This is a genomic window from Thermopolyspora sp. NPDC052614 (assembly GCF_040678635.1).
Classification (GTDB): domain Bacteria; phylum Actinomycetota; class Actinomycetes; order Streptosporangiales; family Streptosporangiaceae; genus Thermopolyspora.
The window spans coordinates 228,684-253,011 of record NZ_JBFATZ010000009.1; the positions used below are offsets into that span (position 1 = coordinate 228,684).

A 24,328-nucleotide genomic window follows, 5' to 3' on the forward strand; every position below is an offset into this window, starting at 1 on the left:
CGTGCTCACCCACCCTGCGGGGGTGCCGGACCGAGTTCAGGTACGGCTTGTCGGTGCCGTGCTCTTTCGTCGGCTCCTTCGCCGTGCTCCTTCGCCGTGCTCCTTCGTCGGCTCCAGGACGAAGTGATCTGACCGTCCTCTTTCTTCTCCGCCTCGTCCTTGTCCACGGCGGACATGGCGAGCATGCTGTCCACGCACCTGCGCATCAGCCGCTCGAACTGGACGAGGTCCTCGTCGTTCCAGTCGGCGAACGCGCGGCCGATGAGCCGGTGCCGGGCCGCTTCGAGCGCGTCCGTGACGCGACGCCCCGCATCGGTGATCACGGCCTCCTTGACGCGTCGGTCCGCCGGGCTCGGACGCCGCTCGACCAGGCCGAGCTCTGCGAGCTTGGCCACCTGCCGGCTGATGGTGGTGTGATCGCGTCCTGCCCGTTCGGCGAGCTCGACCACGCCGATCGGCCCGAACCGCTGGACGCCGACGATCACTCTGAACAACGCGAGGTCGAGATCGACGCCCGCCTCGACCAGGAGTTCCTGGTCGAGCGCCGGCAGGTTCAAGAGCGTCATCATGTCGACGAACGATTCGTACAGGTGCCGGAACGCCACGTGCCGGCGGTTTCGGGAAGCCATGCTCGCCACCGATGCCTAGATGCCCATGCGGACGTACGGGGAGGTTCCCGGGCGAGGATACCGGCGAACTCCGGCGGGTCGGCGGCACCCGGGGCGGACGCCGCCCGCGCAGGGCGGGGACGCGGGTGACGGGGCGTGGCCGGGGGCCACGCCGCTCCCGCGTGACGGCGGACCGGTCACCTCATGCCCGGCGTGGGGACGGATCATGGTCACCTCCGAGGGTAGATGCGATCATCATACACATAAATCTCATGCTTGTCCGATGCGCTTGCGGCGCCTCGACGAAGATTTTTTCTCGCGGTGATCGTACACGAGAAGCCAGTTCAGAAGGTTTGATGTAGTGCCCGATGGGTGCCGGAGCGAGGTGTCGGCCGCGCGGAAGGGCTTGACGGCCTCTTCGGCAACATCACATACTCCGTGCTGAATACACACAATGCCGGGCCGGGCGGAAGAGGCCGCCCGGCCCGCCGTCAGCAACGGAGAGGTGAACCGTGACACGCAAGGAAGACCTTCACGTGATCATCCGTGGCGCTGGCGCGCTGATCCGGCCGAACGGACACGTCGCGGCCATCGTCGACACCGCCGCCCTCGGCGCGACCGAGGCCTACCTTGACGGCGGCGGCGTCCGCCGCGTGCGGTGACATGTCCCCGCAGGGCCGAGCGCCGACGAGCATGAGCCCGTACGACGAGATCACCGGCGGAGGCGGCGGGTGGTGGCGAGCCATCACCCGGAAACGACCCAAACGCTTCACGGAAGCTTCACGATCTCGCCCGTACGGGCTACACGACCCACGGCTTTCCTACCGAGGTATGAACACCTCACACCTCACACGGAGGCTCGTGGCCGCGGCCCACACCGGCCTGGCCGGATCCCTGATCGGGGTCACCGCCCTGCACATCGGGTGGGCGAAGCAGGTGGACACCGTACGGCACGCGGTGAGCGACTACGCGCTGAGCAAGGGGGCGGACCGGATCTTCGCCGGGACCGTGGCCAGCCTCGCGGCGGGCTCGGCGGCGCTGCTCGCCGGCCTCCTCAAGTCCAAGGCCCCGGTCGGGGCGTCGGCGACCACGCTGCTCGGCGCATGGTGCGGCGGGATGGCGCTCACCGGCATCTTCCGGACCGACCCGCTGGGGGGCGCCCCCACGCCCGCCGGCCTGACCCACCGGTACGCGGCGGGCGGTGCCATCGCGACGCTCCCGGCCGTCGGGCTGCTGAGCGCCCGGCGACTGCGCCAACTGCCCGGATGGGAGAGAAAGGCGCAGGCGATGCGCCTGACCTCCTGGGCGAGCGCCGCCGGCTGCCTCGGCTTCTTCACCGCGCACCTGTGCGTCACCGCCGCCAGACCCACCCCGGCGACCCGCGCGGTCGGCAACCTGCTCGGCCTGACCGAGCGGGTGACCCTCGCCCTGGAGCTGGCCCTGCTGTTCCAGCTGACCAACGCGGTGCAGGCGAGCAGGAATGAGCGGTGACCTGGCTCGCCATCGGCCTGGCGCTGCTGAACGCGTGCTGCTTCACCGTCGGGACCTGGCTGCAGCACAGCGCCTCCGGGGACGCGCCGTCCCTGCTGTCGGCGGCGCGGCGGCCCCGCTGGCTGGCCGGGCTGGCGCTGCTGGCGACCGGGGCGGCGTTCCAGGTCGTCGCGCTGCGGCTGGCCCCGGTGACCGTGGTCGAGCCGGCGGGCGTGATCGGGATCGTGGCGGGCGTGCTGCTCGGCCTGCGGACGCGCGGCGACCGGCTGCGCCTGAGCACCGCGTGCGCGCTGGCGGCGATCCTCGCGGGGACGGCGGCGTTCGCGGTGCTCGCCGCGCTGAACACCGTGCCCGTTCCGATCAGCACGGGGGCGTTGATCGGAACGGGCGCGGTGGTCGCCGTCCCGGTGGCGATCTGCGTGCCGGCCGCCCGCCGGCTCGGCGGCCGGGCCCGCTTCCTCGCGCTGGGCGTGGGCGGCGGCACCGCCTACGGCTGCACCTCCACCCTCGTCCGCGCCGCGGTCGAGCGATACGCGACCCACGGCATCGGCCTTGAACTGCTCGGCGTGCTCGTCGCCCTCGCGGCGGCGATCCTCACCGGCTTCTGGCTGGTGCAGCGCGCCCACGCCGAGGGGCCGCCCGAGGGCACGATGGCGATCCTCACCGTTACGGACCCGCTGGTCGCCGTCGGCATCGGCATCGGCGTACTCGGCGAGGCCCCAGGCCTGACCTGGCCGATCGCCGGTCTGGGGCTGTCCTTCGCCGCCGTGGCGATCGGCGGGGTCGTCCTGCTCTCCCGCGACCTCCCCATCGGCCGGGACTCCACCCGCACACCGCCGCCCTCTTCCTCCTCTTCCTCCCACGACAGGAGCGTCACATGCTCGGCGTCACCCCTCAGCGCGTCGTCATCGGCGCGGACACCTACCCTCCCGATGTCAACGGCGCGGCGAACTTCGCCTACCGGCTGGCCGCAGGGCTCGCCGAGCGCGGCCATGACGTCCACGTCATCTGCCCCGCCCCGCAGGACGCCGGCGCCGACCCCGGCACGCCCGGCGGTCCTACCGTCCACCGCCTGACCTCGTACGGCACGCCGTTCCACCCCACCTTCCGGTTCAGCGTGCCCTGGCGGATCCGCGGCTCGGTGACCCGGCTGTTGGACCGCCTCGCCCCCGATGTGGTGCACGTGCAGTCCCACTTCGGCGTGGGCAGGACGCTGACCGCCGCCGCGCGGCGCCGGGGCGTCCCGGTGCTGGCGACCAACCACTTCATGCCGGAGAACCTCATCGGTTACGCCCCGTTGCCCGACCGGCTCGCCGAGGCGTTCTGCCGGCTCGCCTGGCGCGACTGCCTGCGGGTCTTCCGCCGCGCCGACATCGTCACCGCGCCCACCCCGCGCGCCGTACGGCTGCTGCGCGACCAGGGACTGAACGGTACGATCCTTCCGGTGTCCTGCGGACTGGATCTACGCCGTTTCGCGCAACCCCCGGCGACGAGAACGGACGAGAGCCCGCGCCTGCTGTTCGTCGGCCGGCTGGACGCGGAGAAGAACGTGGACGTCCTCCTGCGCGCCCTGGCGCTGCTGCCCCCGAGGCCCCCGGTCACGGCCGAGATCGTCGGGGACGGCTCCCGCCGCGCCGACCTGGAGGAGCTCGCCCGCGCGCTCGGCGTCGCCGACCGCGTCGTCTTCCACGGCCTCGTCACCGACCAGGAGGTCCTGGACGCCTACGCCCGCTGCGACGTGTTCTGCATGCCCGGTACGGCCGAGCTGCAGAGCCTGGCCACCATGGAGGCCATGGCCGCCGGGAAGCCCGTCGTCGCCGCGGACGCCATGGCCCTGCCCCACCTGGTACGCCCCGGGGTCAACGGGCTGCTCTTCCCGCCCGGCGACGTCACCGCCCTGGCCGCGGCCCTCGGCCTGATCCTCGCCGACCCCGAGACCAGGGCGCGCATGGGCGAGGCCAGCCGTGAGATCGTCGCCCGCCACGACATCGCGGCCACCCTGGACATCTTCGAATCCCTCTACCAGGAAGCCGCCCAGACGGCCCAGCGCCTCCAGGGCGTCGCCAGCGGAGACAGGCATGAGCAGCCAGCGCATTCTGGTCGTTGACGACGAGCCCAAGATCCGGATGACGGTGCGGGGCTATCTTGAGGCGGACGGCTTCGAGGTCCTGGAGGCCGCGGACGGCCCCTCGGGCCTCGCCGCCGTCGCCCGGGAGCACCCCGACCTGGTGGTGCTCGACGTGATGCTGCCCGGACTCGACGGGTTCGAGGTCCTGCGCCGCATCCGTACCACGAGCCAGGTGCCGGTGATCCTGCTCACGGCGCGGGCGGAGGAGGTGGATCGCGTCATCGGCTTCACGGCGGGCAGCGACGACTACGTCACCAAGCCGTTCAGCGCCCGTGAGCTCGCCCTGCGGGCGCGGGCGATCCTGCGCCGCGCGGACGGCGCGAACCCGGCGGCGGAGGACCGCACCCTGCGCTTCGACGGGCTGGTCATCGACCCCGACGCGCGGACCGTCGTCGCCGAGGACGGCCGCACGGTGGAGCTGTCCGCGCTCGACTTCGACCTGCTGGTGGTCCTGGCCCGCGCGCCGGGCCGGGTGTTCACCCGCCGGGGGCTGATCGACCACGTGTGGGGCCGCGACTTCTTCGGCGACGAGCGCGTGGTGGACGTGCACGTCCGCACGCTGCGGCGCGCGCTCGGCGACGACGCGAACGCGCCCCGGTTCGTGGGCACGGTGCGGGCCATCGGCTACCGCTTCCTCGCCCGGCCCGTCGGATGAGGCGCCGCCGCTATCGTCACGGCCGCGGGAGAACGGGGTGGGCCGTGGCGATGGCCGTGCCGGTCGAGGCGGCGCGGGGGCTGACGTCGGCCGTCCGCGCGGCGCGGTCCCGCGCGGCGATGGCGATCGCGAGGGCGTGGCGGCGGCTTCCGGCCCCCGTACGCCTGGCGGCGGCCCGCGCGGTGAAGCCGATCGTGGCGGTGTGGCGGTGGCTGCCGCCGCTGCCGCTGACCGTCCGCCTGGCGTTGTCCCATGTGGCGGTGCTCGTGGTGACGCTCATGACGGTGAACATCGCCGCCGACGCCCTCGCCGGCATCGACGACTACCGCGAGATCCGCCAGAGGTTCTCCAGTCTCGAATCGGCGGTGGTCGAGCTGCTCGCCCGAGGCATCCAGGAGAAGGTCGGCGTCGGCCTGGTCTGGCCCGCGCTCACCGTCGGCCTGGTCGCGGCGCTGGTGTTCTCCGTGACCTTCTCCCGGTTCCTGCTGCGGCCGTTGCGCCAGGTCGGCGCCGCGACCCATCGGCTCGCCGAAGGGCACTACGACGCCGTACTCGAGGTCCCTCGCGAGCCGGGGCTCGCCGCCCTGGTCGAGGACGTCAACCGGCTGGCGGCGGCGCTCGCCGACATGGAACGCCGCCGCGCCCGCCTGGTCTCGGAGATCGCCCACGAGATGCGCACCCCGCTCACCATCCTCAGCGGCCAGATCGAGGGCATGGCCGACGGCATCTTCGTCCCCGACGACCTCATGTTCGCCTCCCTCGCCGACGACCTCACCCGGCTGCGCCGCCTCGCGGACGACCTGTCGAACCTCTCCCGCGTCGAGGAGGGCGCGTTCGTCCTGAACCGCACGCCCACCGACGTGACCGCGCTGGCGGCGAGCACCGCCGACCGGCTGCGGCCCCAGTTCGAGGACGGCGAGGTCACGCTCATCGCGGCCCCGGCCCCGCCGGTCATCGCCGTGATCGACGCGGTCCGCGTCACCCAGGTGCTGGTCAACCTCCTGGGCAACGCCCTGGCCGCCTGCGACCCCGGCGATCGGGTCACGGTGACCGTGGACGTCCTGCACACCCTGGAGCCGCAGGTCGAGATCCGCGTCACGGACACCGGCATCGGCATCGCCGCCCACGACCTCAACCGGATCTTCACCCGCTTCGAACGCGTCCAGCACCCGGGACGCCCGGCCCCCGCCGGAGGCAGCGGCATCGGCCTGACCATCGCCCGCGGCCTCGTCCACGCCCACGGCGGCGACCTCACCGCCGCCTCGCGGGGCCTCGGCATGGGCGCGACCTTCATCGTCCGCCTACCGCTGCGGCCCAAGCAAGCGCACGGCACCGCAGGCCAGGGGGCTCCGCCCGCCTGAACTCAGAGAACCCTGGAACTCAGAGAACGGGGGTGCCCCCGCGCCCGACGACCATCCATATCGACACCGAGTCCTCGTCGTACGGGTTGTGCAGCCGATGCGGCGTCATCGAGTCGAAGCGGATCGAGTCCCCGGCGTTGAGCTCGTAGTGGGCGAAACCCACCTGGACGTGCAGCCTGCCGGAGATGACGTAGCCGTACTCCAGGCCCCGGTGGTGGATCAGCGCGTCGGGCGGGCAGGACTGGCCGCCGGGAGGGTAGACGACGTGCAGGAAGTCGTTCTCCGGGTCGTGATCGACGGTCAGCCTGCCCCACACCGCCTTTTCCATGCGCAGCTCGTGCCTGCGGTCGCCGCGCTGCACCGGGGACGCGGGGTCGTCGTCCGCGGACGGTGCAGATGGCACAGGGGACGCAGGGGACGCAGAGGGCACGGACGGCGCGGACAGGCCGCGCTGGACGAGCTGAAGCCGCTGCCCCTCCGGCTGCGCCGCCGGCTCGGCGGGAGCCGGGGAGGCCAGGGGCATCAGGTCGTCCAGCGGCACGCCCAACTCGGTGGCCATCGAGTACAGCGTGCCCACCGAGGGCTTCGTACGCCCGAGCTCGACCTGGGACACGAAACTCGGCGACACATCGACCCGCCTGGCCATCTCGCGTACGGACATCCCCGCGGCCAGCCGCGCTCGCCGCAGCTTCTGCCCCACGGCGTCGAGGGGCGAGACGGGTGCGGGGCTGTCGACAGGTTCGCTCGATGTGGTCATGGGGCCGCCGTTCATGTGGTCACCGGTTCGCGTCAGCAAGGATTTTCTGTCGAGTGCCGTGCTGTCATGTCATGGCAGAAGCCACCCGCCGTCAACCGCGAAGGCCGCGCCGTGGATGAAGTCGGCCTCGTCGCCGGCGAGGAAGAGCGCCATGTGCGCGATCTCCTCCGGCTTGCCCCACCGGCCCGCGGGCGTGGCCGCGATGGCCGCGTCCACGTGCGGGTTGCGGCCCTCCGGCGTGAGCAGGTGCCCGGTCATCCCCGTCTGGATCGCGCCGGGGCAGATGGCGTTCACGCGGATGCCGTGCTTGCCGTAGTCGAAGGCGAGCTGCCGGGTGAGGCCGAGCACCGCGTGCTTCGACGAGGTGTACGCCGCCCCGCCGCCGCCCGCCACGAACGAGGAGATCGAGGCGGTGTTGATGATGACGCCCTTGCGCCGCGCCAGCATCGGCGTGAGCACGGCCCGGGAGAACAGGAACGGGCCGGTGATGTTGACGCCCATGATCCGGTTCCACAGCTCGTCGGTCGTCTCGTGCGCCGGGGTGTAGTCGTCGAGCACGCCCGCGTTGTTGCAGAGGATGTCGACGCGGCCGAACCGCTCCAGCGTCCGGGCGACGACGCGATCCACGTCCGCGCGGACGGAGACGTCGGCCGTCTCGGCGACGCTGCGGCCGTCGTCGAGCAGCTTGACGGTCTCAAGCACGGGCTCGTCGCGCACGTCGACGGCGACGACGGTCGCCCCGTTCGCGCTGAACTCCTGTGCCATGGCCCGCCCCATGCCGGATCCGGCGCCCGTGATGATCGCGATTCGCTTGTCCAGTTTCATGATGCTCTCCTACGAGGGTAGGGGTCCTGCATGAGCCGCCGTGCGGCGGTGACGATGTCGTTCACGTCCGGGATCCACGCCCGTTCGAGAGCGGGGGAGTACGGCGTCGGCGCGCTCGGGGCGCCGACCCGCAGGACGGGGGCGTCCAGGGACCAGAAGCCCTCGTTCACGGCCAGCGCGGCCAGCTCGGCCCCGGCGCCGAACTCGGTGACCGCCTCGTGCGCGATCAGCAGCCGGTTGGTCCGCGCCAGGGAGTCAAGGACCGTGCGCCGGTCGAGCGGGGTGACGGTGCGCAGGTCGATGACCTCGGCGTCGATGCCCTCGGCCGCGAGGACCTGCGCGGCCTCCAGCGCCAGGAGCGCCATCCGGGACCACGACACGATCGTCAGGTCGGTGCCGGGGCGCGCGATCCTGGCCTCGCCGAGCGGCACCCGGTGGCCGGGCGGCGGCATCGTGCCCTTGCGCTCGTACAGCAGCCGGTTCTCAATGAAGATCACCGGGTTGTCGTCCTCGATGGCGGCGCGGAGCAGGCCGTACGCGTCCTGCGGGGTGCTCGGCATCACCACGGTGAGGCCGGGCAGGTGCGCGAGCAGCGCCTCCAGGCTCTGCGAATGCTGGCTGCCCGAGGAGCGCCCGGAGCCGAACTGGGTGCGCACCACCAGCGGCACCGTCACCGCGCCGCCGGTCATGAACCGCAGCTTGGCGGCCTGGTTCATCAACTGGTCCAGGCAGGTGCCGAGGAAGTCCAGGTACATGAGCTCGACCACCGGCCGCAGCCCGGCCATCGCCGCACCCACGCCGAGGCCCATGATCGCCGTCTCGGAGATCGGGGTGTCGAGCACCCGCCCCGGGAAGCGCTCCGCGAGCCCCCGGGTGAGGCCGAAGACGTTGCCGCCCCCGACGTCGATGCCCGCGAGGAACACCCGCGGATCGTCCGCGAGCGCGTCGTGCATGGCCTGGCGGAGGATGCGCGACGTGGACACCGGTTTCTCGCCGGGGTCCGGATCCGGCCGCGCGGCCCGCGTCGGCGGGCGCGGACGGGCGGCGGGGCGCGGGCTGTACACGAAGTCCAGGGCCGTCTCCGGCGCGGGCTCGGGTGAGGCGATCGCGAACCTCTCCGCCTCGGCGACCGTCCGGGTCACCTCGTCGTCGATCAGGTCCAGCTCCTCGTCGCGCACACCCAGCTCGGCGAGACGGGCGCGGGCGCGCACCAGCGGATCCACGGGCGCGTCGCCGGGCGGACCGGCCGCGCGGTACCGCTGCTGGTCGCCCTCGTAGTGCCCGCGCACCCGCAACGTCACCGCCTCCACCAGGTACGGCCCGCCGCCCCCGCGAACCTCGTCGAACACCGCGCTCAGCGCCCCCTCCACCGCCTCGACGTCGTTGCCGTCCACCCGCCGGAACGGCACGCCGTACCCGGCGGCCCGCGCGGACAGCGGGACGACGTGCTGGTCGCTCGTCCGGGAGAACTCCGAGAAGCCGTTGTTCTCACAGACGAAGACGATCGGCAGCCGCCACAGCGCGGCGAGGTTGACCGACTCGTGGAACGCGCCGGTGGCCACCGCGCCGTCGCCGAAGAACGCGATCGCGAGCGCGCCGGAGCCGCGCACGCGCAGCGCGTGCGCGGCCCCGGCCGCGATCGGCAGACCGGCCCCGACGATGCCGTTCGCGCCGAGGATGCCGAGCGCCGGGTCGGCCACGTGCATGGAGCCGCCGCGGCCACGGCAGGCTCCGGTCTCCTTGCCCATCAGCTCGGCGAACATGCCCGCCGGGTCGAGCCCCTTGGCGAGCACGTGCCCGTGCCCCCGGTGCGTGGAGGTGATGACGTCGTCGGCGCGGGCGCGGAACAGCGTGCCGACGGCGACCGCCTCCTGACCGACGGACAGGTGCACGAAACCCGGGATGACGCCCTGGCCGTAGAGCACCGCGACGCGTTCCTCGGTCCTGCGGATCAGCAGCATCCGCCGGTACGCGGTGCGCAGTTCGTCGCGGTTCACCGGCGCTCGCCCCGGCCCGCGCCGAGCTCGCGGACGGCCGTCTCCCGCAGCAGGAACTTCTGGATCTTGCCGCTCTCGGTGCGCGGCAGCCGGTCGGTCACCAGCAGGTACTCCGGCAGCTTGTGCTTGGCGATCTCGAAGCCGAGCAGGAACTCGGTGAGCTCGCGCAGCGTCGGCGGCGGCGCGGACTCCGCGGCCACGACGAACGCGCAGGCCCGTTCGCCGAGGACGTCGTCCGGCACGCCGACGACCGCGACGTCCGCCACCGCCGGATGGTCGAGCAGGTAGTGCTCGATCTCCTTGACGCCGATGTTCTCGCCGCCGCGCACGATGATGTCCTTCGCCCGCCCGGCGATCGTGATCCCGCCGTCGGGCGAGATCGTCGCCAGGTCCCCGGTGCGGAACCAGCCGTCGGCGGTGAACGCCTCGGCGGTGTGCGCCGGGTCGAGATAGCCGAGGCACAGCTCGGGGCCGCGCACCTCCAGCTCGCCGACGCCGTTCACCGGGCTCGCCAGGCGGGCCTGCGAGGAGCCGGTGAGGCGGCCGTCGGTGTCCTGCCGGATGTGGTCCGGGTCGTCCGGGCCGCCGCAGGTCACGGTGGGCATCTCGGTCAGCCCGTACGCGCGGACCACCACGGCGTCGAGCACCTCGGCGGCCCGCCGTACCAGGGCTGGCGGCACGTCCGCGCCGCCGCAGACGAACCCGGTGAGCGAGGAGGCGACGCCGCGCCGGGCGTACTCGTCGCAGAGCCCGCGCAGGAACGGCGTGGCGCCCACGCTGAACGTGCACGCGTTCGCCTCGACGATGTCGACGCCCGCCGCCGCGTCCCACTCCGCCTGCAGCACCACCGAGCCGTCGATCAGCAGCGGCATCATCACCCCGTAGACCAGCCCGGTGATGTGGCCGAGCGGGGACGGCATGTAGACGCGGTCGCCGTCGAGCCGGAACAGCCGCGCGATCGACCACGCGTCGGCGAGCAGCGTGCGGTGGCTGTGCAGCACCCCCTTCGGGGTCCCGGTCGTGCCGGAGGTGAACATCAGCACGCACACGTCGTCGAGACCGGCGTCGAGCTCCGGCTCGGCGGCGGCGCGGGGCGCGGGGGCGGCGGCGTCCGGATCCCGGACGGTCAGGACCGGCACGTCGGCCCCAGCCCGCTCGGCCGCGGCCCGGATCATCTCCGGGTGGCGCGTCCCGCGGTGGCGGGCCGGGGCGACGACGGCGGCGAGGTCGCAGGCCGCGAGGATCCGGGCCAGCTCCGCCGTACGGTGGTTGCTCGGAATCGGGCACACCACCGCGCCCATGCCCCACAAAGCGTGAAACGTCGCCACCGCCTCCCACCAGTTCGGCAGTTGCACGCCGACGACGTCGCCGCGCCGTACCCCCGCCGCCCGCAGCCGGGCCTGCTGCGCGGCCACCGCCGCCAGCAGCCCGTCCGTGTCCAGCAGCGTCGTGCCGTCGACCACCCGCGGGCGCGTCCCCTCCGCGCGCCCGCGGTCCGCGAGCAGGGCGGGTGTGGCGGTGGTCAGGGCCTCGGCCTCGGGAAAGCGCACGGTCGGCGCCCAGGTGCGGGTGAGCATGCGATCAGAGCTCGCGGATCGGGTTCGGGTTGCTGCCGGGGAGGACCGCGTGCCCGCCGTCGACGGGCAGGGCCACGCCGGTGATGTCGCGGGCGTCGTCGGAGGCGAGGAAGACGACCGAGCGGCTGACCGTCGCCGGGTCGAGCAGGCCCCGGCCCGCCAGCGCCGACCAGCCGTAGGCGTTGTCCCGCCGGTCCTGCGGCGTGCCGCCCGGGCCGCCGGCCATCATGTCGTACGCGCCCTGCCAGTCGTTCATCTTCGTGTCGACGATGCCGGGGCAGACGGCGTTGCAGCGGATGTTGTACGGCCCGAGCTCGATGGCCGCGTTGCGCATCAGCCCGAGCACGCCGTGCTTGGCCGCGACGTAGTGGGTCATGCCCGCGCCGGCCTCGAAGCCGTTCACCGACGAGGTCAGCACGATCGAGCCGCGCTTCTGCTCGATCATGGTCGGGACGACGGCCTTCACCGTGCGCCACACGCCGGTCAGGTTGATGTCGAGCATCTCCTGCCACTGCTCTTCGGTGATCTCCCAGAGCCGGCCGAGCGCCCAGATCCCGGCGTTCGCCACCAGGATGTCGATGTGGCCGAACTCGGCCACGCCCCGGCTCACCACCTCGGCCAGGCCCGCACTGTCGCGTACGTCGCACTCGGCCGCGATCACCCGGCGGCCGAGGCTCTCCACCTCCTTGACGACGGCGTCGAGCTCGGCCCGGGTCGCCAGCGGGTACGGGGCGGTGGCGACGTCCCGGCACAGATCGACCGCGATGATGTCCGCCCCGGCCTCGGCCAGCGCGAGGGCGTGCGAACGGCCCTGGCCGCGCGCCGCGCCGGTGATGAGGGCAACATGTCCGGTGAGATCAGGCATTGTTCCTACTCTCCTTCGTGATCAGCCGGCTGAGGCTTCCGATGGCCGCCGACGGCCGGACGGTGCTGATGATCAAAGCGACGATGGTGAGCACTCCGACGGCGATCAGGTAGCCGCCCGTCGGCACGTCGACGAACGGGATGAAGTCCTGGACCTCGGCGACGAAGAGCGCGGCGAGCACGCAGCCGATCGCCGAGCCGCGTCCGCCGGCGAGCAGCGCGCCGCCGATCACCGGCACGGCGATCGACAGCAGCGTGTACCCGCTCCCCGAGCCCGGGTCGCCGACCCCGGTCTGCGCCGCGAGCGCCACCGCGCCGAGACCGGCGAGCGCCCCCGCGACGACGAACATCGCGGCGCGGAAGCGCGCGGTGCGCACGCCGAGCTGCGCCGCCCGGACCGCCGAGTACCCGACCGCGCGGGAGCGCAGCCCGGCCCGTGTGCGGTTTACCCAGAAATCGAGGAGAATCGCCAGGACGAGGACGACGAGGAAGAGCCCGGGGATGTGCGCCACCCCTTGGCCGAGCAGCACGGCGAGCTCGTTGTTGATGAGACCGGACGGCTCCGGGCGCAGGATGCGCCCCACGCCGAGGAAGATCCCGAGCGTGGCGATCGTGGCGATCACGGCGGTGACCCGGAGGCGTACGACCAGCAGCGCGTTCACCGCCCCGAGCAGCACCCCGGCGGCGATCGCCAGCCCGATCAGCAGCGGCGGCGACGTCGCCGGGAAGAACGACAGCAGGACGACGATCAGGCCCATCATCGAGCCGATCGACGCGTCGATCTCGGCGACGAGCAGCACCGGGAGCTGGGCCAGCGCGGCGAGCGCCAGCGGGAGGCTGAGCTGCAGGATCGCGCCGAGGTTGCCGACCGTGCCGAAGTTCGGATCCCGGTACGTGCCGTAGATCCACAGCACCGCGAGCAGGACGGCGAGCAGGCCGAACGTGGCCGGGGTCAGCGTCGAGCGCCGACCGGGCCGCCGAATGGGCTGCTGACCGGGCTGCGGTCTGGGCTGCTGACCGGGCCGCCGCGTGGGACGTTCGGCGTGGCGCGGGGCCCGATCGCGCCGGTCGCCCGGCTCGGGCTCCGCCCGGTGCTCCCGCTCCTCCTGCCGCTCCTTCGCGGTGGTGAACGCGTGGACGATCGCCTCCTCCGTCACCTCTTCGCCGTGCAGCTCGGCCACGCTGCGGCCCCTGGCGAGCACGACGACCCGGTCCGCGAGCAGCCGCAGCTCCCCGGCGTCGCTGGAGGTGAAGACCACGGCCGTGCCCTGCTCGGCGACCGCGACGAGCGAGCGGTAGATGTCGAACCGCGACCGCACGTCGACGCCCTCGGTCGGCTCCTCGATCAGCAGCACCTTCGGCTCCCGGGCCACCGCCCGCCCGACGGCCACCTTCTGCTGGTTGCCGCCGGACAGCGTGGCCACCGGCTGCTCGATCGAGCCGCGCGCCAGGTCGTAGGCGTCGGCCAGCTCCGTCGCCCGGGCGACCTCGCGGCGGCGGCGCAGCCAGCGCCACCACCGCCCGGCCGACGCCTCCAGCGCGAGCGTGTAGTTCTCGCGGATCGACAGCAGGGAGGACAGCGACTCCGCGCGGCGGTCGGAGCTGACGAAGACCGCCCCGGCGTCGGCGGCGTCCTCGGCCCGGCGCAGCGGGACGCCGCCGACGGTGACCTCGCCCCCGTCGAGGCCGTCGCCGGCGAGCGCCCGGATCAGCTCGGCCTGGCCGTTGCCCGCCGCGCCGCCGATGCCGACGATCTCGCCGCGCCGTACGGCGAGATCGATCGGGCCGCAGGACGCCGCCCGCAGCCCGGCGCTGCGCAGGGCCACCGGCGTGCCCGCGTCGCGGACGGCGGCCCGCCGGGTGAACGCCGTCACCTCCCGGCCCGCCATGTGGCGGACCAGCTCCTCGGTGCTCGCCCCGGCGGTCGGCAGCTCGGCCACGAGCACGCCGTCGCGCAGGATCGCGATGTGCGAGGTGACCGCGAGGACCTCGTGCAGCCGGTGGGTCACGAAGATGACGCACGCGCCGCGCGCCGCCGCGGCGCGCATGCTCTCCAGGACCCAGGCGACGCCGGTCTCGTCCAGCGTGGACGTCGACTCGTCGAAGAGGATCACGTCGGGCCGCCGGGCCAGCACCGCCGCGATCTCCACCAGGCGCTGCTCGTTGCCGGGCAGGTCGCCGGTCCGGCTGTCGAGGCCGACGTCGCCGAGCCCGGCCGCGTCGAGGACCGCCCGCTGCCAGGGCTCGCCTCCGGTCTCCGGGCGGAACTCGGGCTCGACGATGAGGTCGAGGTTCTGCGCGACGGTGAGCTCGTCGATGAGCGAGCCGTCCTGATAGACGCAGGCGATCCGTGCGGCGTTTTCGGGACCCCCGGCGTTATCGGGACTCCCGGCGGCCCCGGCGGAATCGGCGCCCGCCGAGCCGGTCAGCGGCACCCCGTCGAACCCGACCAGCCCGGCGTCGGCGCGGTGGATCCCGGCGACGATCTTCACGAACGTCGACTTGCCGGAGCCGTTCTCGCCGATCAGGCCGTGCACGACGCCGCGGCCGAACGTCGCCGACATCCCGTTCAGAGCGACGGTGGATCCGAAGGTCTTGGTGACCGCCTCGGCGACCAGGCCGCCGCCGGACGGGCCGGTCGCGTCGAGCGCGGCCGCGCCCGGATCGGTTTCGCGTCCGATCGACCTCATCCTTGCTCCTTCAGTGGTGTGCCGCAGGGGTGCCGGGGACGTCCGCTCAGCCGGCGGCGAGCAGCGTCGTGAGCAGGGAGTCCGGCATCAACGTCGGGCCGGGGGCGTTCGCCGGCTGGTCGGGCAGGTAGTCGCCCTTCTTCGCCGGCACGAACGGCAGCGGGAACGTCAGCGTCGGCGAGACCTTCTTGCCCGCCAGGTGGCTCATCAGCGCCGCGAGCGCGATGCCCCCCTCGAAGTTGATGCTGCTGGAGTACGCGAGCTGCCACTCGTTCGGCGTGCCGAGGTCCTTCTCCCAGATCTCCAGCAGCGAGTTGTCCGAGGTCCAGGTGACCTGCGCCGGAACCTTGAGCTTCGCCTTCTTGTAGGTCTGGACGATGTTCACCGTCTGCTTGGCGTAGTCGTACAGCACCGCGTCGATCTTCTGGCCGGTCGAGATCAGGGCGCTGGTGGCGGACACCGCGCCGCCCTCGGTCCAGTTGGTGTTGGACCGGTTGGCGACCTTGATGCCGGGGGCGTTCTTCTTGAACCACTCCTCCGCGCACTTCTGCCATCCGGCGCCCTGCGGGTTGCCCGGCGTACCGGTGAAGAACGCGACGTTTCCGGTGTTGTTCAGCATCTTCGCGGTCGTCTGCGCCATCTGGTTGCCGTCGTCGCAGAAGTCGGAGGCGACCTGCGACACAACCGCCCCGGCCGCGTCCGGGCCCGGGACGCCGCCGTACGCGACGACCGGGATGCCCGCGTTGGTGGCCTGCTGGAACGCGGCGGTCATGGCCGGGCCGAAGTCGTCGTACGTGACGATCCCGGTGACCTTGCGGGCGATCAGCGTCTTCAGGTTGGCCTGCATCGTCTGCTGGTTGCCGTCGGCCTGCAGGTAGATCACCGTGCCGATGTTGGGGTACGAGGTGGCCTGCAGGGTGATCTGCGCCCGGGTGATGCGCCGCCACAGGTCCGACCCGGCGCCGTCGAGGATCGCCAGGGTCAGCGGCCCCTCACCGATCTTGCAGGTCGGCTGGCTCATGCAGCCCGCCGCGGTCGTGACCTGCTGGTCGGTGTAGTCCCGCCCGGCCTCGTACAGGCCCTGCACGATGGTCGGGTCGAGCCGGTCGGCCGTGATGGCGTCGGTGAGGAACGCCTTCTTCAGGATGTCCGCCTTCTGCTCGTCCGTCAGGTTGAACGGCGTGGGCTCGTACAGCGAGGCGTCCCCGCCGGGCGAGGCCCCGGCCCCGGTGGCCCCGGTCGTGCCCGTGGTGCCGGTGGAGCCGGTGGATGAGGTGCAGCCGGACAGCGCGGTCGCGGCGACGAGCGCCCCGGCGGCGAGGAGGGCGGGGAAGCGTGGCGTGCGCGTGCGTGGGGGTCGTTCCGTGAACACGGCATCCTCTTCTCTGGGTCGTGACGGGTGACGGGATGCGAGACGGTGACGGGAGGGTGATGTAGGGGGGTGATCAGGCCGTTCTGCTGCCGTGGTCAGGCGACTGCCGCGTCGGCCGTGCCGCCGGTACGCCGGCGGCGGAGCAGGCGTGCCGTGCTGAGCCCGGTGGTGAGCCCGGTGGCCAGCATGGCGAGGACGAGGACGGCGCCCTGGATCACGCCCTGCGTGCCGGGCGCGACGCCGGTCGCGGCGACGTCCTGGTTGATGAAGGTGAGGAAGACCGCCCCGGCCAGGGTCGCGGCCGGGTGCAGTCGGCCGCCGCTGAGGGCCGCGCCGCCGAGCACGACGACCACGATCGTGGAGAGCTGGTAGGCGTCGCCGAGCGACAGCGTCGGCGTGCCGATGCTGCCGACCAGCAGCACGCCCCCGACGCTGTACAGCAGCGCCGCCACGACATAGGTCGCGACCCGGTACCGCCGTACGGCGATGCCCTGATACCGGGCGGCCCGCGGGCCGGTGCTCGCGGCGGTGAGCCGGCGGCCCACGGCCGTGTACCCGAGCACGACGCTGGTCAGCGCCACCAGCACGACGGACGCGACGAGGATGGGGCTGATCCCGCCGCCGAGCGTGGCCCCGGTGAACGCGCTCCACTCGGCCGGCACGTTCAGCCGGTTGACCCCCGAGCTGTACCAGATGTGCGCCAGACCGGCCATGACCTGGCCCGTCGCCAGGGTGGCGACCAGCGGGCTGAGGCCGACGCGCTCGACGAGCACCCCGTTGGCGACGCCGCAGAGCAGGCCCGCCCCGACGGCGTACCCGATGGCCACCGGAAGGGACGCGCCGTCGCCCGCGCTCTTCATCACGAAGACGACGCCGGCGACGGTGACGACCGACGACACGCTGAGGTCGATGCCGCCGGTGCCGATCACCAGCGACTGCCCGAGCGAGGCGACGATCAGCACGCCGAGCAGCGGGGTCATCGTCGCCAGGCCGCCGAAGCTGATGCTGCTCGGGAAGATCGCCACACTGACGACGAGCATCAGCAGGGCGACCGCCCAGGGCAGCGCGACCGGAGCGCCCCGCCACCGCAGGTCCACCCACCGGCGGGCCGGGCGACCGGCCGTCTGCTGGGCCATGGCGCTCCCTCCTTTCCTCGTTGGTGCTGGGTTGGTGCTGGGTTGGTGCTGGGTGGTGGTGCTGGTGCCGCCGGCGGCGGCTCAGGCGTACCGGACGATCTGGTTGGCCACCGTCGGCAGTTCCCTCAGGTGCCGGTCGAACCAGGACCCGGCCGCGCGGGCGGCGTAGTCGAGGGCGGTGACGTTGCTGTAGAGCGTCATGTGGTCGGTGGCGGGCAGGACCACGAGCTCCTTGCGGGAGCTCGGGATCGCGTCGTACGCCGCGATCTCCTGGTCCCACATGGTGATGTCGTCCCGATCGGCGACGATCATCATGACCGGCTTGTCGAGCAGCCTCGGCGCGTACGGCGCGGCGTTGTACTCCATCAGCCGCTCCAGCGAGGCGATCGTGTTGCGATGCTCGTGCCGCGGCGCCTGCGTCGCCTTGAGCTCGTTGAAGACCTCGAGCACGTCGTCGTCGGGCCACACGGAGAAGTCGTCGTCGGGCCCCTTGGGCACCCCCGACATCGCCATGTAGCCGTACTCGCCGGTCTGGGTGCGCTTGACGCGGTCCGCGGCGACGAACTCCTTCAGCTTGCGGAACCGGTCGGTGCCGTGCATCCGCCACATGGTCTCGTAGCCGTCGATCACTGGGACGTTGGAGACCACGGCCTTCACCCGCGGGTCCACGGCCCCGACGATCAGCACGTGCCCGCCGCTGTAGGAGATGCCCCAGACGCCGATGCGGTCGGCGTCGAGCTCCGGCTGCGCGGCGGCGAACGTGATCGCGTTCTTGTAGTCCTCGATCTGGTCCCACGGGTCGATGTGCTGGCGCGGCAGGCCGTCGCTCGCGCCGAGCCGCCGGTAGTCGAAGATCAGGGCGGCGAAGCCGCGCCGGACGAACTCGGCGGCGTACTGCGGCTGCCGCAGCTCCTTGACGTAACACCAGCCCCCCGCCATCACGACGACGGGGAACGGGCCCTCCCCGTCGGGCAGGAGCAGGTCGCCGCGGACCGTCTCCCCGCCGCTGACGAACTCGACCTCGCGTTGGGTCATCGCGCCCTCCCGAATGTGTCGGCTGCGTTGCGTTGGTGCCGAGGAACGTAACCCAGGTCACATTGGGTGTCAACTATTAATTCACACCCGGAAGCGTCGATGTACGCGGATGTCGGCAAGATCAAGAATCAGCACGTGATCGCATGTGTAGTGCTGGTACACATGTTGAGCTGGTGTTTCGTGCAGGTTACGACGCGCCGAGCATGCGGATGGCGAGATCGGCGTGGGCGTACGCCACCTGGTTCACGCTGTACGGCCCGTCGGCGCGGAACCAGACGGCGACGCCGATGCCCATGTCGAGGATCGCGTAGGAGGCCAGCCGCGGCTCGGCGACCGTGAAGCGCCCGAGCGCGCGGCCGCGCTCGATGGCCTCGCGCAGGGTGTGCTCGTAGCGCGAGCGCAGCGCCAGGACCTCGGCCCGCGCGCCGGGTTCGAGATTGCCGATCTCGCGGTTGCCGACGAAGGCCTCCTCGCGGTGCCCGGCGTGGAACCGCACGTGCGCCTCCACCATCCGGCGCACCTGGACGACCACGTCGCCGGAGGACTCCAGCGCGGCCCGCTGCTCGGCGATGAGCACGCGCATCGTGCCGAGCATGATGTCGCGGAGCAGCGCGTGCTTCGACTCCACGTGCCGATACAGGCTGGGCCCGCGAATGCCGAGCGCGGCGCCGATGTCGGCCATGCCGGTGGCGCGGTAGCCCCGCTCGGCGAAGAGCGAGAGCGCCGCGGCACGGATCGCCGAAACGTCGATGCTTCCCCGTGGTGCCGCCACTCCGCGAGTCTAGCGATTGCTATCGATTGTTGGCCATCATCGCTCCTCGCCTTGACGAACCCCTGTTCACGTGCACATCATTTGGCTAACGGTCATTAGCGAACGGAGTGGCGATGGCCTTCGACCTGTCCCTGAGCCCACGGGTGGCGGAGTGGCGCGAGCGCATCGCCCGGTTCGTCGCCGAGGTGGTGATCCCCCGCGAGCAGGCGGCGTTCGCGCACGGCGTCGACGACGAGCTGCGGCGGGAGCTGCAGTCCGCCGCCCGCGCGGCGGGCGTCTGGGCCCCGCAGGCCCCCGCCGAGCTCGGCGGCGGCGGATTCCGCTTCGACGAGGCCGCCGTGCTGCTGGAGGAGGCCGGCACCAGCCTGCTCGGCCCGCTCGCGCTGAACTGCGCCGCGCCGGACGAGGGCAACATCCACCTGCTCAACGAGATCGCGACCCCGGCGCAGCGCGCCCGCTACCTGGCACCCCTGGTCGCCGGCGCGGCGCGGTCCTGCTTCGCGATGACCGAGCCCCCGCCGGGCGCGGGCTCCGATCCGCAGGCGCTGCGCACCACGGTGCGGCGGCACGCCGGCGGCTGGCTCATCTCCGGCGAGAAACACCTGATCACCGGCGCGCAGGGGGCCGACTTCGCGATCGTGATGGCGCGCGGCGGCCTGCCCGACGGCGGCGGCGCGACGATGTTCCTGGTCGACGCCGGCAATCCCGGCTGGCAGGTCACCGGCCACGCCCGCACGCTCGACACGACCATGGTCGGCGGCCACTGCCACGTGCTGCTCAAGGACGTCGAGGTCGGCGACGAGGCCGTGCTCGGCGAGCCCGGCCTCGGCTTCCGGTACGCGCAGGTCCGCCTCGCCCCGGCCCGGCTCACCCACTGCATGCGCTGGCTCGGCGCGGCCCGGCGGGCGCACGAGATCGCGCTCGGCCGGGCCGTACGCCGGGAGCTGTTCGGGTCCCCCCTCGCCGAGCTCGGCATGGCCCAGCAGCTCATCGCGGACAACGAGATCGACCTGGCCGCCGCGCGGGCCCTGCTCTGGCACACCTGCTGGCAGCTCGCGACCGGGAGCAAGGGCACCGAGGAGTCCTCGCGCGCCAAGGTGTTCGTGAGCGAGGCGGCAGGGCGGGTGGTGGACCGCGCCGTGCAGCTCGCGGGCGGCATGGGCACCACCGAGGATCTGGTCATCGGCCGCATCTACGCCGACATCCGGGCCTTCCGGATCTATGACGGCGCGTCCGAGACCCACCGGATGTCGATCGCCAAGCGCGCCGCCCGCCGGGCCCGCGCGGAGTCGCCGTGACGTCCCCGCCCGATCTTCCCGATCTCCCCGGGCTCCCTGCGGCGGCGGTGGACGCGTGGCTGCGCGAGACGCTGCCGGACATCGTCGGCGACCGCCCGTGGACCGCGGAGCTCATCTCCGGCGGCCTGTCCAACATCACCTACCGCCTGCGTACGGCAGGCGGCGGCCTGGTGCTGCGCCGCCCCCCGCTGACCGGGGCCCTGCCGAGCGCGCACGACATGGGCCGCGAGTTCCGCGTCCTGACGGCGTTGCGCGGCGGCCCGGTCCCGGTGCCGGAGACGCTGGCGCAGTGCACCGGCACCGACGTCATCGGGGCGCCGTTCTACGTGATGCGCGAGGCGCCGGGCGTCGTGCTGCGCACCCCCGAGGGCACCGCCGCGCTGACCCCCACGCAACGCGAGGCGATCGGCGAATTGCTGATCGACACCCTCGCCGCGCTGCACGGCATCGACCCCGGCGAGGTCGGCCTGTCCGATTTCGGCCGTCCCGAGGGATATCTCGCCCGCCAGCTCAGGCGGTGGGGCGAGCAGTGGCGGCGGTCGCGCACCCGGTCCCTGCCCGACGTGGACACCCTGCTGGGCCGGCTCGCCGACCGGCTGCCGCCCGAGGGCCGGTCCGCGATCGTGCACGGGGACTTCCGGCTGGACAACACCCTCGTCGACGTCACCGGGCCGGTCCCGGCGATCACGGCGGTGCTCGACTGGGAGCTGTCCACGCTGGGCGACCCGCTCGCCGATCTCGGCCTGGCGCTCGTCTACTGGCACGACCCCGGCGACGACGAGCGATCGACGATCCCGGTCGCCGCCGGGCTCACCGCCCACCCCGGCTTCCCCACCGCCGCGCGGCTCGCCGAGAGGTACGCCAAGCGGACCGGCGCCGAGCTGGGCGCGCTGCCGTACTACACGGCGTTCGGCTGCCTCAAGCTGGCCATCATCCTGGAGGGCGTACACGCGCGGTATCTGAGCGGCCGGACCGTGGGGGAGGGGTACGCCGGGGTGGACGCCGCCGTACCGCTGCTGGCCGCCCGTGGCCTGCGCGAACTGAGCCGACGGGCGAACTGAGCCGATGGGCGAACTGAGCGGATGGGCGAACTGAGCTGATGGAGGAGCACAAGGTGCCGGAGAAGCGCGCGCTGGAGGATCCCACCCGGTGGTTCCGGCTGGACGGCAAGGTGGTGCTGATCACCGGGGCGAGCTCGGGCCTGGGCCTCGGCTTCGCCTGGGCGCTCGCCGGCGCGGGCGCGTCGGTGATGCTGGGCGCACGCCGCGTCGATCGGCTGAAGACGGCCGCGGACGAACTCGCCGCGGCGGGGGCGCGGGTGGACTTCGAGCCCGTCGACGTCGCCCTCCCGGACGACTGCGACCGGCTGGTGGCGGCGACGGTCGAGCGGCTCGGCCGCGTCGACGTGCTGATCAACAACGCGGGCGTGGGCACGGCCGTCCCCGCGGTGCGCGAGAAGCCGGAGGAGTTCCGCCGGGTGCTCGAGGTGAACCTGGAAGGCGCGTACTGGATGGCGCAGGCCTGCGGCCGGGTCATGGAGCCCGGCTCCAGCATCGTGAACGTCGCCAGCATGTTCGGCCTGATCCCGTCCTGGGCGCCGCAGGCGGCCTACAGCGCGAGCAAGGCCGGCCTGATCGGCCTCACCCGCGACCTGGCCCAGCAGTGGTCCGGCCGCAGAGGCATCCGGGTCAACGCGATCGCCCCCGGCTACTTCGCCTCGGAGATGTCGGCGACGATCCCGGAGGACCGCCTGCTGGAGTACGTGCGCTCGGCGGGGCCGCTCGGCCGCCTCGGCGAGCAGCGGGAACTGGACGCCGCCGTGCTGTTCCTGGCGAGCGACGCCTCCTCCTACATCACCGGCACCACGCTGAGCGTGGACGGCGGCACGACCATGCGCTGAGCCGTCGCCCGGGTTCGTAGCGGGCGCGGTCAGGACATGACGATGAGCTGGCCGGTGATGTAACGGGCCTGGTGCGAGGCGAGGAAGACGATCACTTCGGCGACCTCCTCGGGGCGGCCGACGTGGCGCAGCGGGCTGGTGGCGACGACCGCCTCCTCAACCGCCGGGGTGACCCAGCCGGTGTCGGTGGCGGGCGGGCGGACCATGTTCGCGGTGATGCCGTAGCGGCCGAGCTCGGCGGCGGCCGACATCGTGTAGTTCTCCTGGGCGGCCTTGGCGGCGCCGTACGAGACCTCCTCGGGAAAGCCGTGCGGCCCGCCGGAGGTGAGGCCGACGATCCGGCCCCAGGTGGCCCCGCGCCGTACGTGACGGCGGGCGAACTCGGCGATCAGCAGCGCGGGGGCGCGCACGTCCACGGCGAACTGCCGCTCGTACGAGCCGGCGTCGACCGGGCGCAGGGCCCGCCCGAACCGGTCCCGTGCCTCGGGCAGAAACGTGTCGGCGAGCCAGCCGCTGGCGTTGTTCACCAGGATCTCCACCGGCCCGAACGCCTCCTCCGCCCGGTCGAACAGCATCGCGGGCGCGGCCGGATCGGCGAGGTCGGCCTCCACCGCCTCGGCCCGCCCGCCGCCCCGCCGAATCGCGGCCACCACGCCCGAGGCGTCCCGCGCCCGTGACTCGCCGTAGCCGGCGGGAAAGGCGGGATCATCGGCGTGCTCGGCCGGATCGAGCCGCTTGTACGCGACCAGGACCGCGACGCCGCACGCGCCCAGCGCGACCGCGGTGGCCGCGCCGATGCCCTGATTCGCCCCGGTGACCAGCGCGACCCGGCCCGCCAGACGAGGATCGATCACCGCCGCAGTCTCGCACCGCCCGCCCGGCCCGGTCATCTCCTTTTCCGGCCGCCCCTTTGTGTCCCGGTACGTCCTGTGCAGTTGTACACATACGTACTGTGCACAACGGCGCGGAGCGATCGCGGGGTTCTCGGATCTACTTCTCTTAACGAAGTCACCCAGATTTTTCAATAAGGAGAAGTCATGCGCGCCATAGTCAAGAGCCTGGCCGTCGGCAGCCTCGTCGCCGCTCCGTTGCTGTTCCTCGCGAGCCCCGCGCACGCGTTCACGAACGTGTCGGTGAGCGGTGGGACGTTGACGATCACCTCGGGCAACGCGGCCGACAACATCACGGTCAGCCGTAGCGGGAGCTTTATCACGATCTCCAACCCGGCTGACGCGCCGCTGCCCAGCGGGTCCTGCACGCGCTCCGGCAGCCTTGTACGCTGCCCGGCCGGCAGCGTCGTCCGGCTGGTGATCAACACCGGTAACGGCAGCGACCGGGTGAGCAACACCACCAACCTGCCCACGACCGCGTCCCTCGGCGTCGGCTTCGACACCTACAACGGTGGTTCGGGCCGGGACAACGTGTTCGGCGGCGCTGGTCAGGACACGCTGAACGGCAACGGCGGCGACGACACCCTGGACGGCGGCGCCGACGGCGGCGACCGGGCGAACGGCGGCGCCGGCAGCGACCTCTGCCGGGCCGAGAGCGAGACGGCCTGCGAGCGCAACTGATCGCGGGTCGTCGTACGGAGCCGGCCACTCCGCACGCCCGTACGGGCGGACGCGAGCAGGGCGTGCGCGTGGAGCGGACACCGTTGCGATGCACCGTTGAGATGCCGGAAGGGCGGTCCTTGCGAGGGCCGCCCTTCTTCGTCGGTGGACGGGAGCGGCCGAGGTCGTGGCCTCGCTGCCGCTGATTCGCCGGGATTCGCCGGAAGATTCCCTTTCGCCTGGGCGAAAAGAAGGGGCCTGACGACACCGCGAAGACGGAGGCTAGCCATGCAGGGAACTCACCGCGGTGCG

21 protein-coding genes are annotated in these 24,328 nt (G+C 72.6%); 9 read left to right on the forward strand and 12 right to left on the reverse strand.

Annotated elements, in window-relative coordinates:
- Positions 1-5: 5 nt before the first annotated feature.
- Positions 6-629 carry a MarR family transcriptional regulator gene (locus AB0K60_RS21070; RefSeq protein WP_364057321.1) on the reverse strand — a complete coding sequence of 208 codons (624 nt, stop codon included), beginning with the start codon at positions 627-629 and terminating at the stop codon, positions 6-8.
- A 491-nt stretch (positions 630-1,120) separates the two neighbouring features.
- On the opposite strand from AB0K60_RS21070, the gene AB0K60_RS21075 reads away from it, so the two are divergent.
- The 5 genes from AB0K60_RS21075 (at position 1,121) to AB0K60_RS21095 (ending at position 6,243) form a co-directional block, all read left to right on the forward strand.
- Positions 1,121-1,270, forward strand: coding sequence for a hypothetical protein (locus AB0K60_RS21075; protein WP_364057324.1), 150 nt, complete (start codon positions 1,121-1,123; stop codon positions 1,268-1,270).
- Between the two features lie 199 nt (positions 1,271-1,469).
- Entirely contained in the window at positions 1,470-2,099 is a 630-nt protein-coding gene (locus AB0K60_RS21080) for a DUF998 domain-containing protein (protein ID WP_364057327.1), read from the forward strand.
- A gap of 877 nt (positions 2,100-2,976) precedes the next feature.
- A complete protein-coding gene (locus AB0K60_RS21085; RefSeq protein WP_364057330.1) occupies positions 2,977-4,206 on the forward strand; it encodes a glycosyltransferase in 1,230 nt (409 codons plus the stop codon).
- Positions 4,178-4,882, forward strand: a complete 705-nt coding sequence (locus AB0K60_RS21090; protein ID WP_364057333.1) for a response regulator transcription factor — start codon at positions 4,178-4,180, stop codon at positions 4,880-4,882. The genes AB0K60_RS21085 and AB0K60_RS21090 overlap by 29 nt, the downstream gene beginning before the upstream one ends.
- A 50-nt stretch (positions 4,883-4,932) precedes the next feature.
- Complete coding sequence (locus tag AB0K60_RS21095; protein WP_364057336.1) at positions 4,933-6,243, forward strand: HAMP domain-containing sensor histidine kinase; 1,311 nt, start codon at positions 4,933-4,935, stop codon at positions 6,241-6,243.
- Between the two features lie 19 nt (positions 6,244-6,262).
- Here AB0K60_RS21095 and AB0K60_RS21100 read toward each other — a convergent pair whose 3' ends face one another.
- From AB0K60_RS21100 to AB0K60_RS21145, 10 genes are all read right to left on the reverse strand, one after another.
- Positions 6,263-7,000 (reverse strand): XRE family transcriptional regulator, encoded by a 738-nt coding sequence (locus AB0K60_RS21100; RefSeq protein WP_364057339.1) that lies wholly within the window; start codon positions 6,998-7,000, stop codon positions 6,263-6,265.
- Positions 7,001-7,069: 69 nt separating this feature from the next.
- Positions 7,070-7,825, reverse strand: coding sequence for a glucose 1-dehydrogenase (locus AB0K60_RS21105; protein ID WP_364057342.1), 756 nt, complete (start codon positions 7,823-7,825; stop codon positions 7,070-7,072).
- Complete coding sequence (locus AB0K60_RS21110; protein ID WP_364057345.1) at positions 7,822-9,822, reverse strand: dehydrogenase E1 component subunit alpha/beta; 2,001 nt, start codon at positions 9,820-9,822, stop codon at positions 7,822-7,824. The genes AB0K60_RS21105 and AB0K60_RS21110 overlap by 4 nt, the downstream gene beginning before the upstream one ends.
- Positions 9,819-11,399 (reverse strand): AMP-binding protein, encoded by a 1,581-nt coding sequence (locus AB0K60_RS21115; protein WP_364057348.1) that lies wholly within the window; start codon positions 11,397-11,399, stop codon positions 9,819-9,821. The genes AB0K60_RS21110 and AB0K60_RS21115 overlap by 4 nt, the downstream gene beginning before the upstream one ends.
- A 4-nt stretch (positions 11,400-11,403) precedes the next feature.
- On the reverse strand, positions 11,404-12,264 hold the full coding sequence (locus tag AB0K60_RS21120; protein ID WP_364057351.1) for a mycofactocin-coupled SDR family oxidoreductase: 861 nt from the start codon (positions 12,262-12,264) through the stop codon (positions 11,404-11,406).
- Positions 12,257-14,953, reverse strand: coding sequence for an ATP-binding cassette domain-containing protein (locus tag AB0K60_RS21125; RefSeq protein WP_364057354.1), 2,697 nt, complete (start codon positions 14,951-14,953; stop codon positions 12,257-12,259). Before AB0K60_RS21125 ends, AB0K60_RS21120 begins: the two co-directional genes overlap by 8 nt.
- Positions 14,954-14,999: 46 nt before the next feature.
- Complete coding sequence (locus tag AB0K60_RS21130; RefSeq protein ID WP_364057357.1) at positions 15,000-16,325, reverse strand: substrate-binding domain-containing protein; 1,326 nt, start codon at positions 16,323-16,325, stop codon at positions 15,000-15,002.
- A gap of 95 nt (positions 16,326-16,420) precedes the next feature.
- A complete protein-coding gene (locus AB0K60_RS21135; protein WP_364057360.1) occupies positions 16,421-17,461 on the reverse strand; it encodes an ABC transporter permease in 1,041 nt (346 codons plus the stop codon).
- Positions 17,462-17,542: 81 nt separating this feature from the next.
- The gene (locus AB0K60_RS21140; RefSeq protein WP_364057363.1) at positions 17,543-18,496 is read right to left on the reverse strand and encodes an alpha/beta hydrolase; all 954 of its coding nucleotides are present in this window, start codon (positions 18,494-18,496) and stop codon (positions 17,543-17,545) included.
- A 187-nt stretch (positions 18,497-18,683) separates the two neighbouring features.
- Positions 18,684-19,268 carry a TetR/AcrR family transcriptional regulator gene (locus tag AB0K60_RS21145; RefSeq protein ID WP_364057366.1) on the reverse strand — a complete coding sequence of 195 codons (585 nt, stop codon included), beginning with the start codon at positions 19,266-19,268 and terminating at the stop codon, positions 18,684-18,686.
- Positions 19,269-19,381: 113 nt separating this feature from the next.
- Here AB0K60_RS21145 and AB0K60_RS21150 point away from each other — a divergent pair, with 113 nt between their 5' ends.
- From AB0K60_RS21150 to AB0K60_RS21160, 3 genes are read left to right on the forward strand one after another with little or no spacing between them, the layout of a single operon-like run.
- Positions 19,382-20,566, forward strand: a complete 1,185-nt coding sequence (locus tag AB0K60_RS21150) for an acyl-CoA dehydrogenase family protein (RefSeq protein ID WP_364057368.1) — start codon at positions 19,382-19,384, stop codon at positions 20,564-20,566.
- Positions 20,563-21,627: a phosphotransferase family protein gene (locus AB0K60_RS21155; RefSeq protein ID WP_364057371.1), complete on the forward strand. Its 1,065-nt coding sequence runs from the start codon at positions 20,563-20,565 to the stop codon at positions 21,625-21,627. Before AB0K60_RS21150 ends, AB0K60_RS21155 begins: the two co-directional genes overlap by 4 nt.
- Positions 21,628-21,665: 38 nt before the next feature.
- Positions 21,666-22,466, forward strand: a complete 801-nt coding sequence (locus tag AB0K60_RS21160) for an SDR family oxidoreductase (protein ID WP_364057374.1) — start codon at positions 21,666-21,668, stop codon at positions 22,464-22,466.
- A gap of 29 nt (positions 22,467-22,495) precedes the next feature.
- On the opposite strand, the gene AB0K60_RS21165 is transcribed toward AB0K60_RS21160, so the two are convergent.
- Positions 22,496-23,320, reverse strand: a complete 825-nt coding sequence (locus AB0K60_RS21165) for an SDR family oxidoreductase (protein ID WP_364057377.1) — start codon at positions 23,318-23,320, stop codon at positions 22,496-22,498.
- 183 nt (positions 23,321-23,503) lie between these two features.
- On the opposite strand from AB0K60_RS21165, the gene AB0K60_RS21170 reads away from it, so the two are divergent.
- Positions 23,504-24,037, forward strand: coding sequence for a hypothetical protein (locus AB0K60_RS21170; protein WP_364057380.1), 534 nt, complete (start codon positions 23,504-23,506; stop codon positions 24,035-24,037).
- Positions 24,038-24,328: the final 291 nt, after the last annotated feature.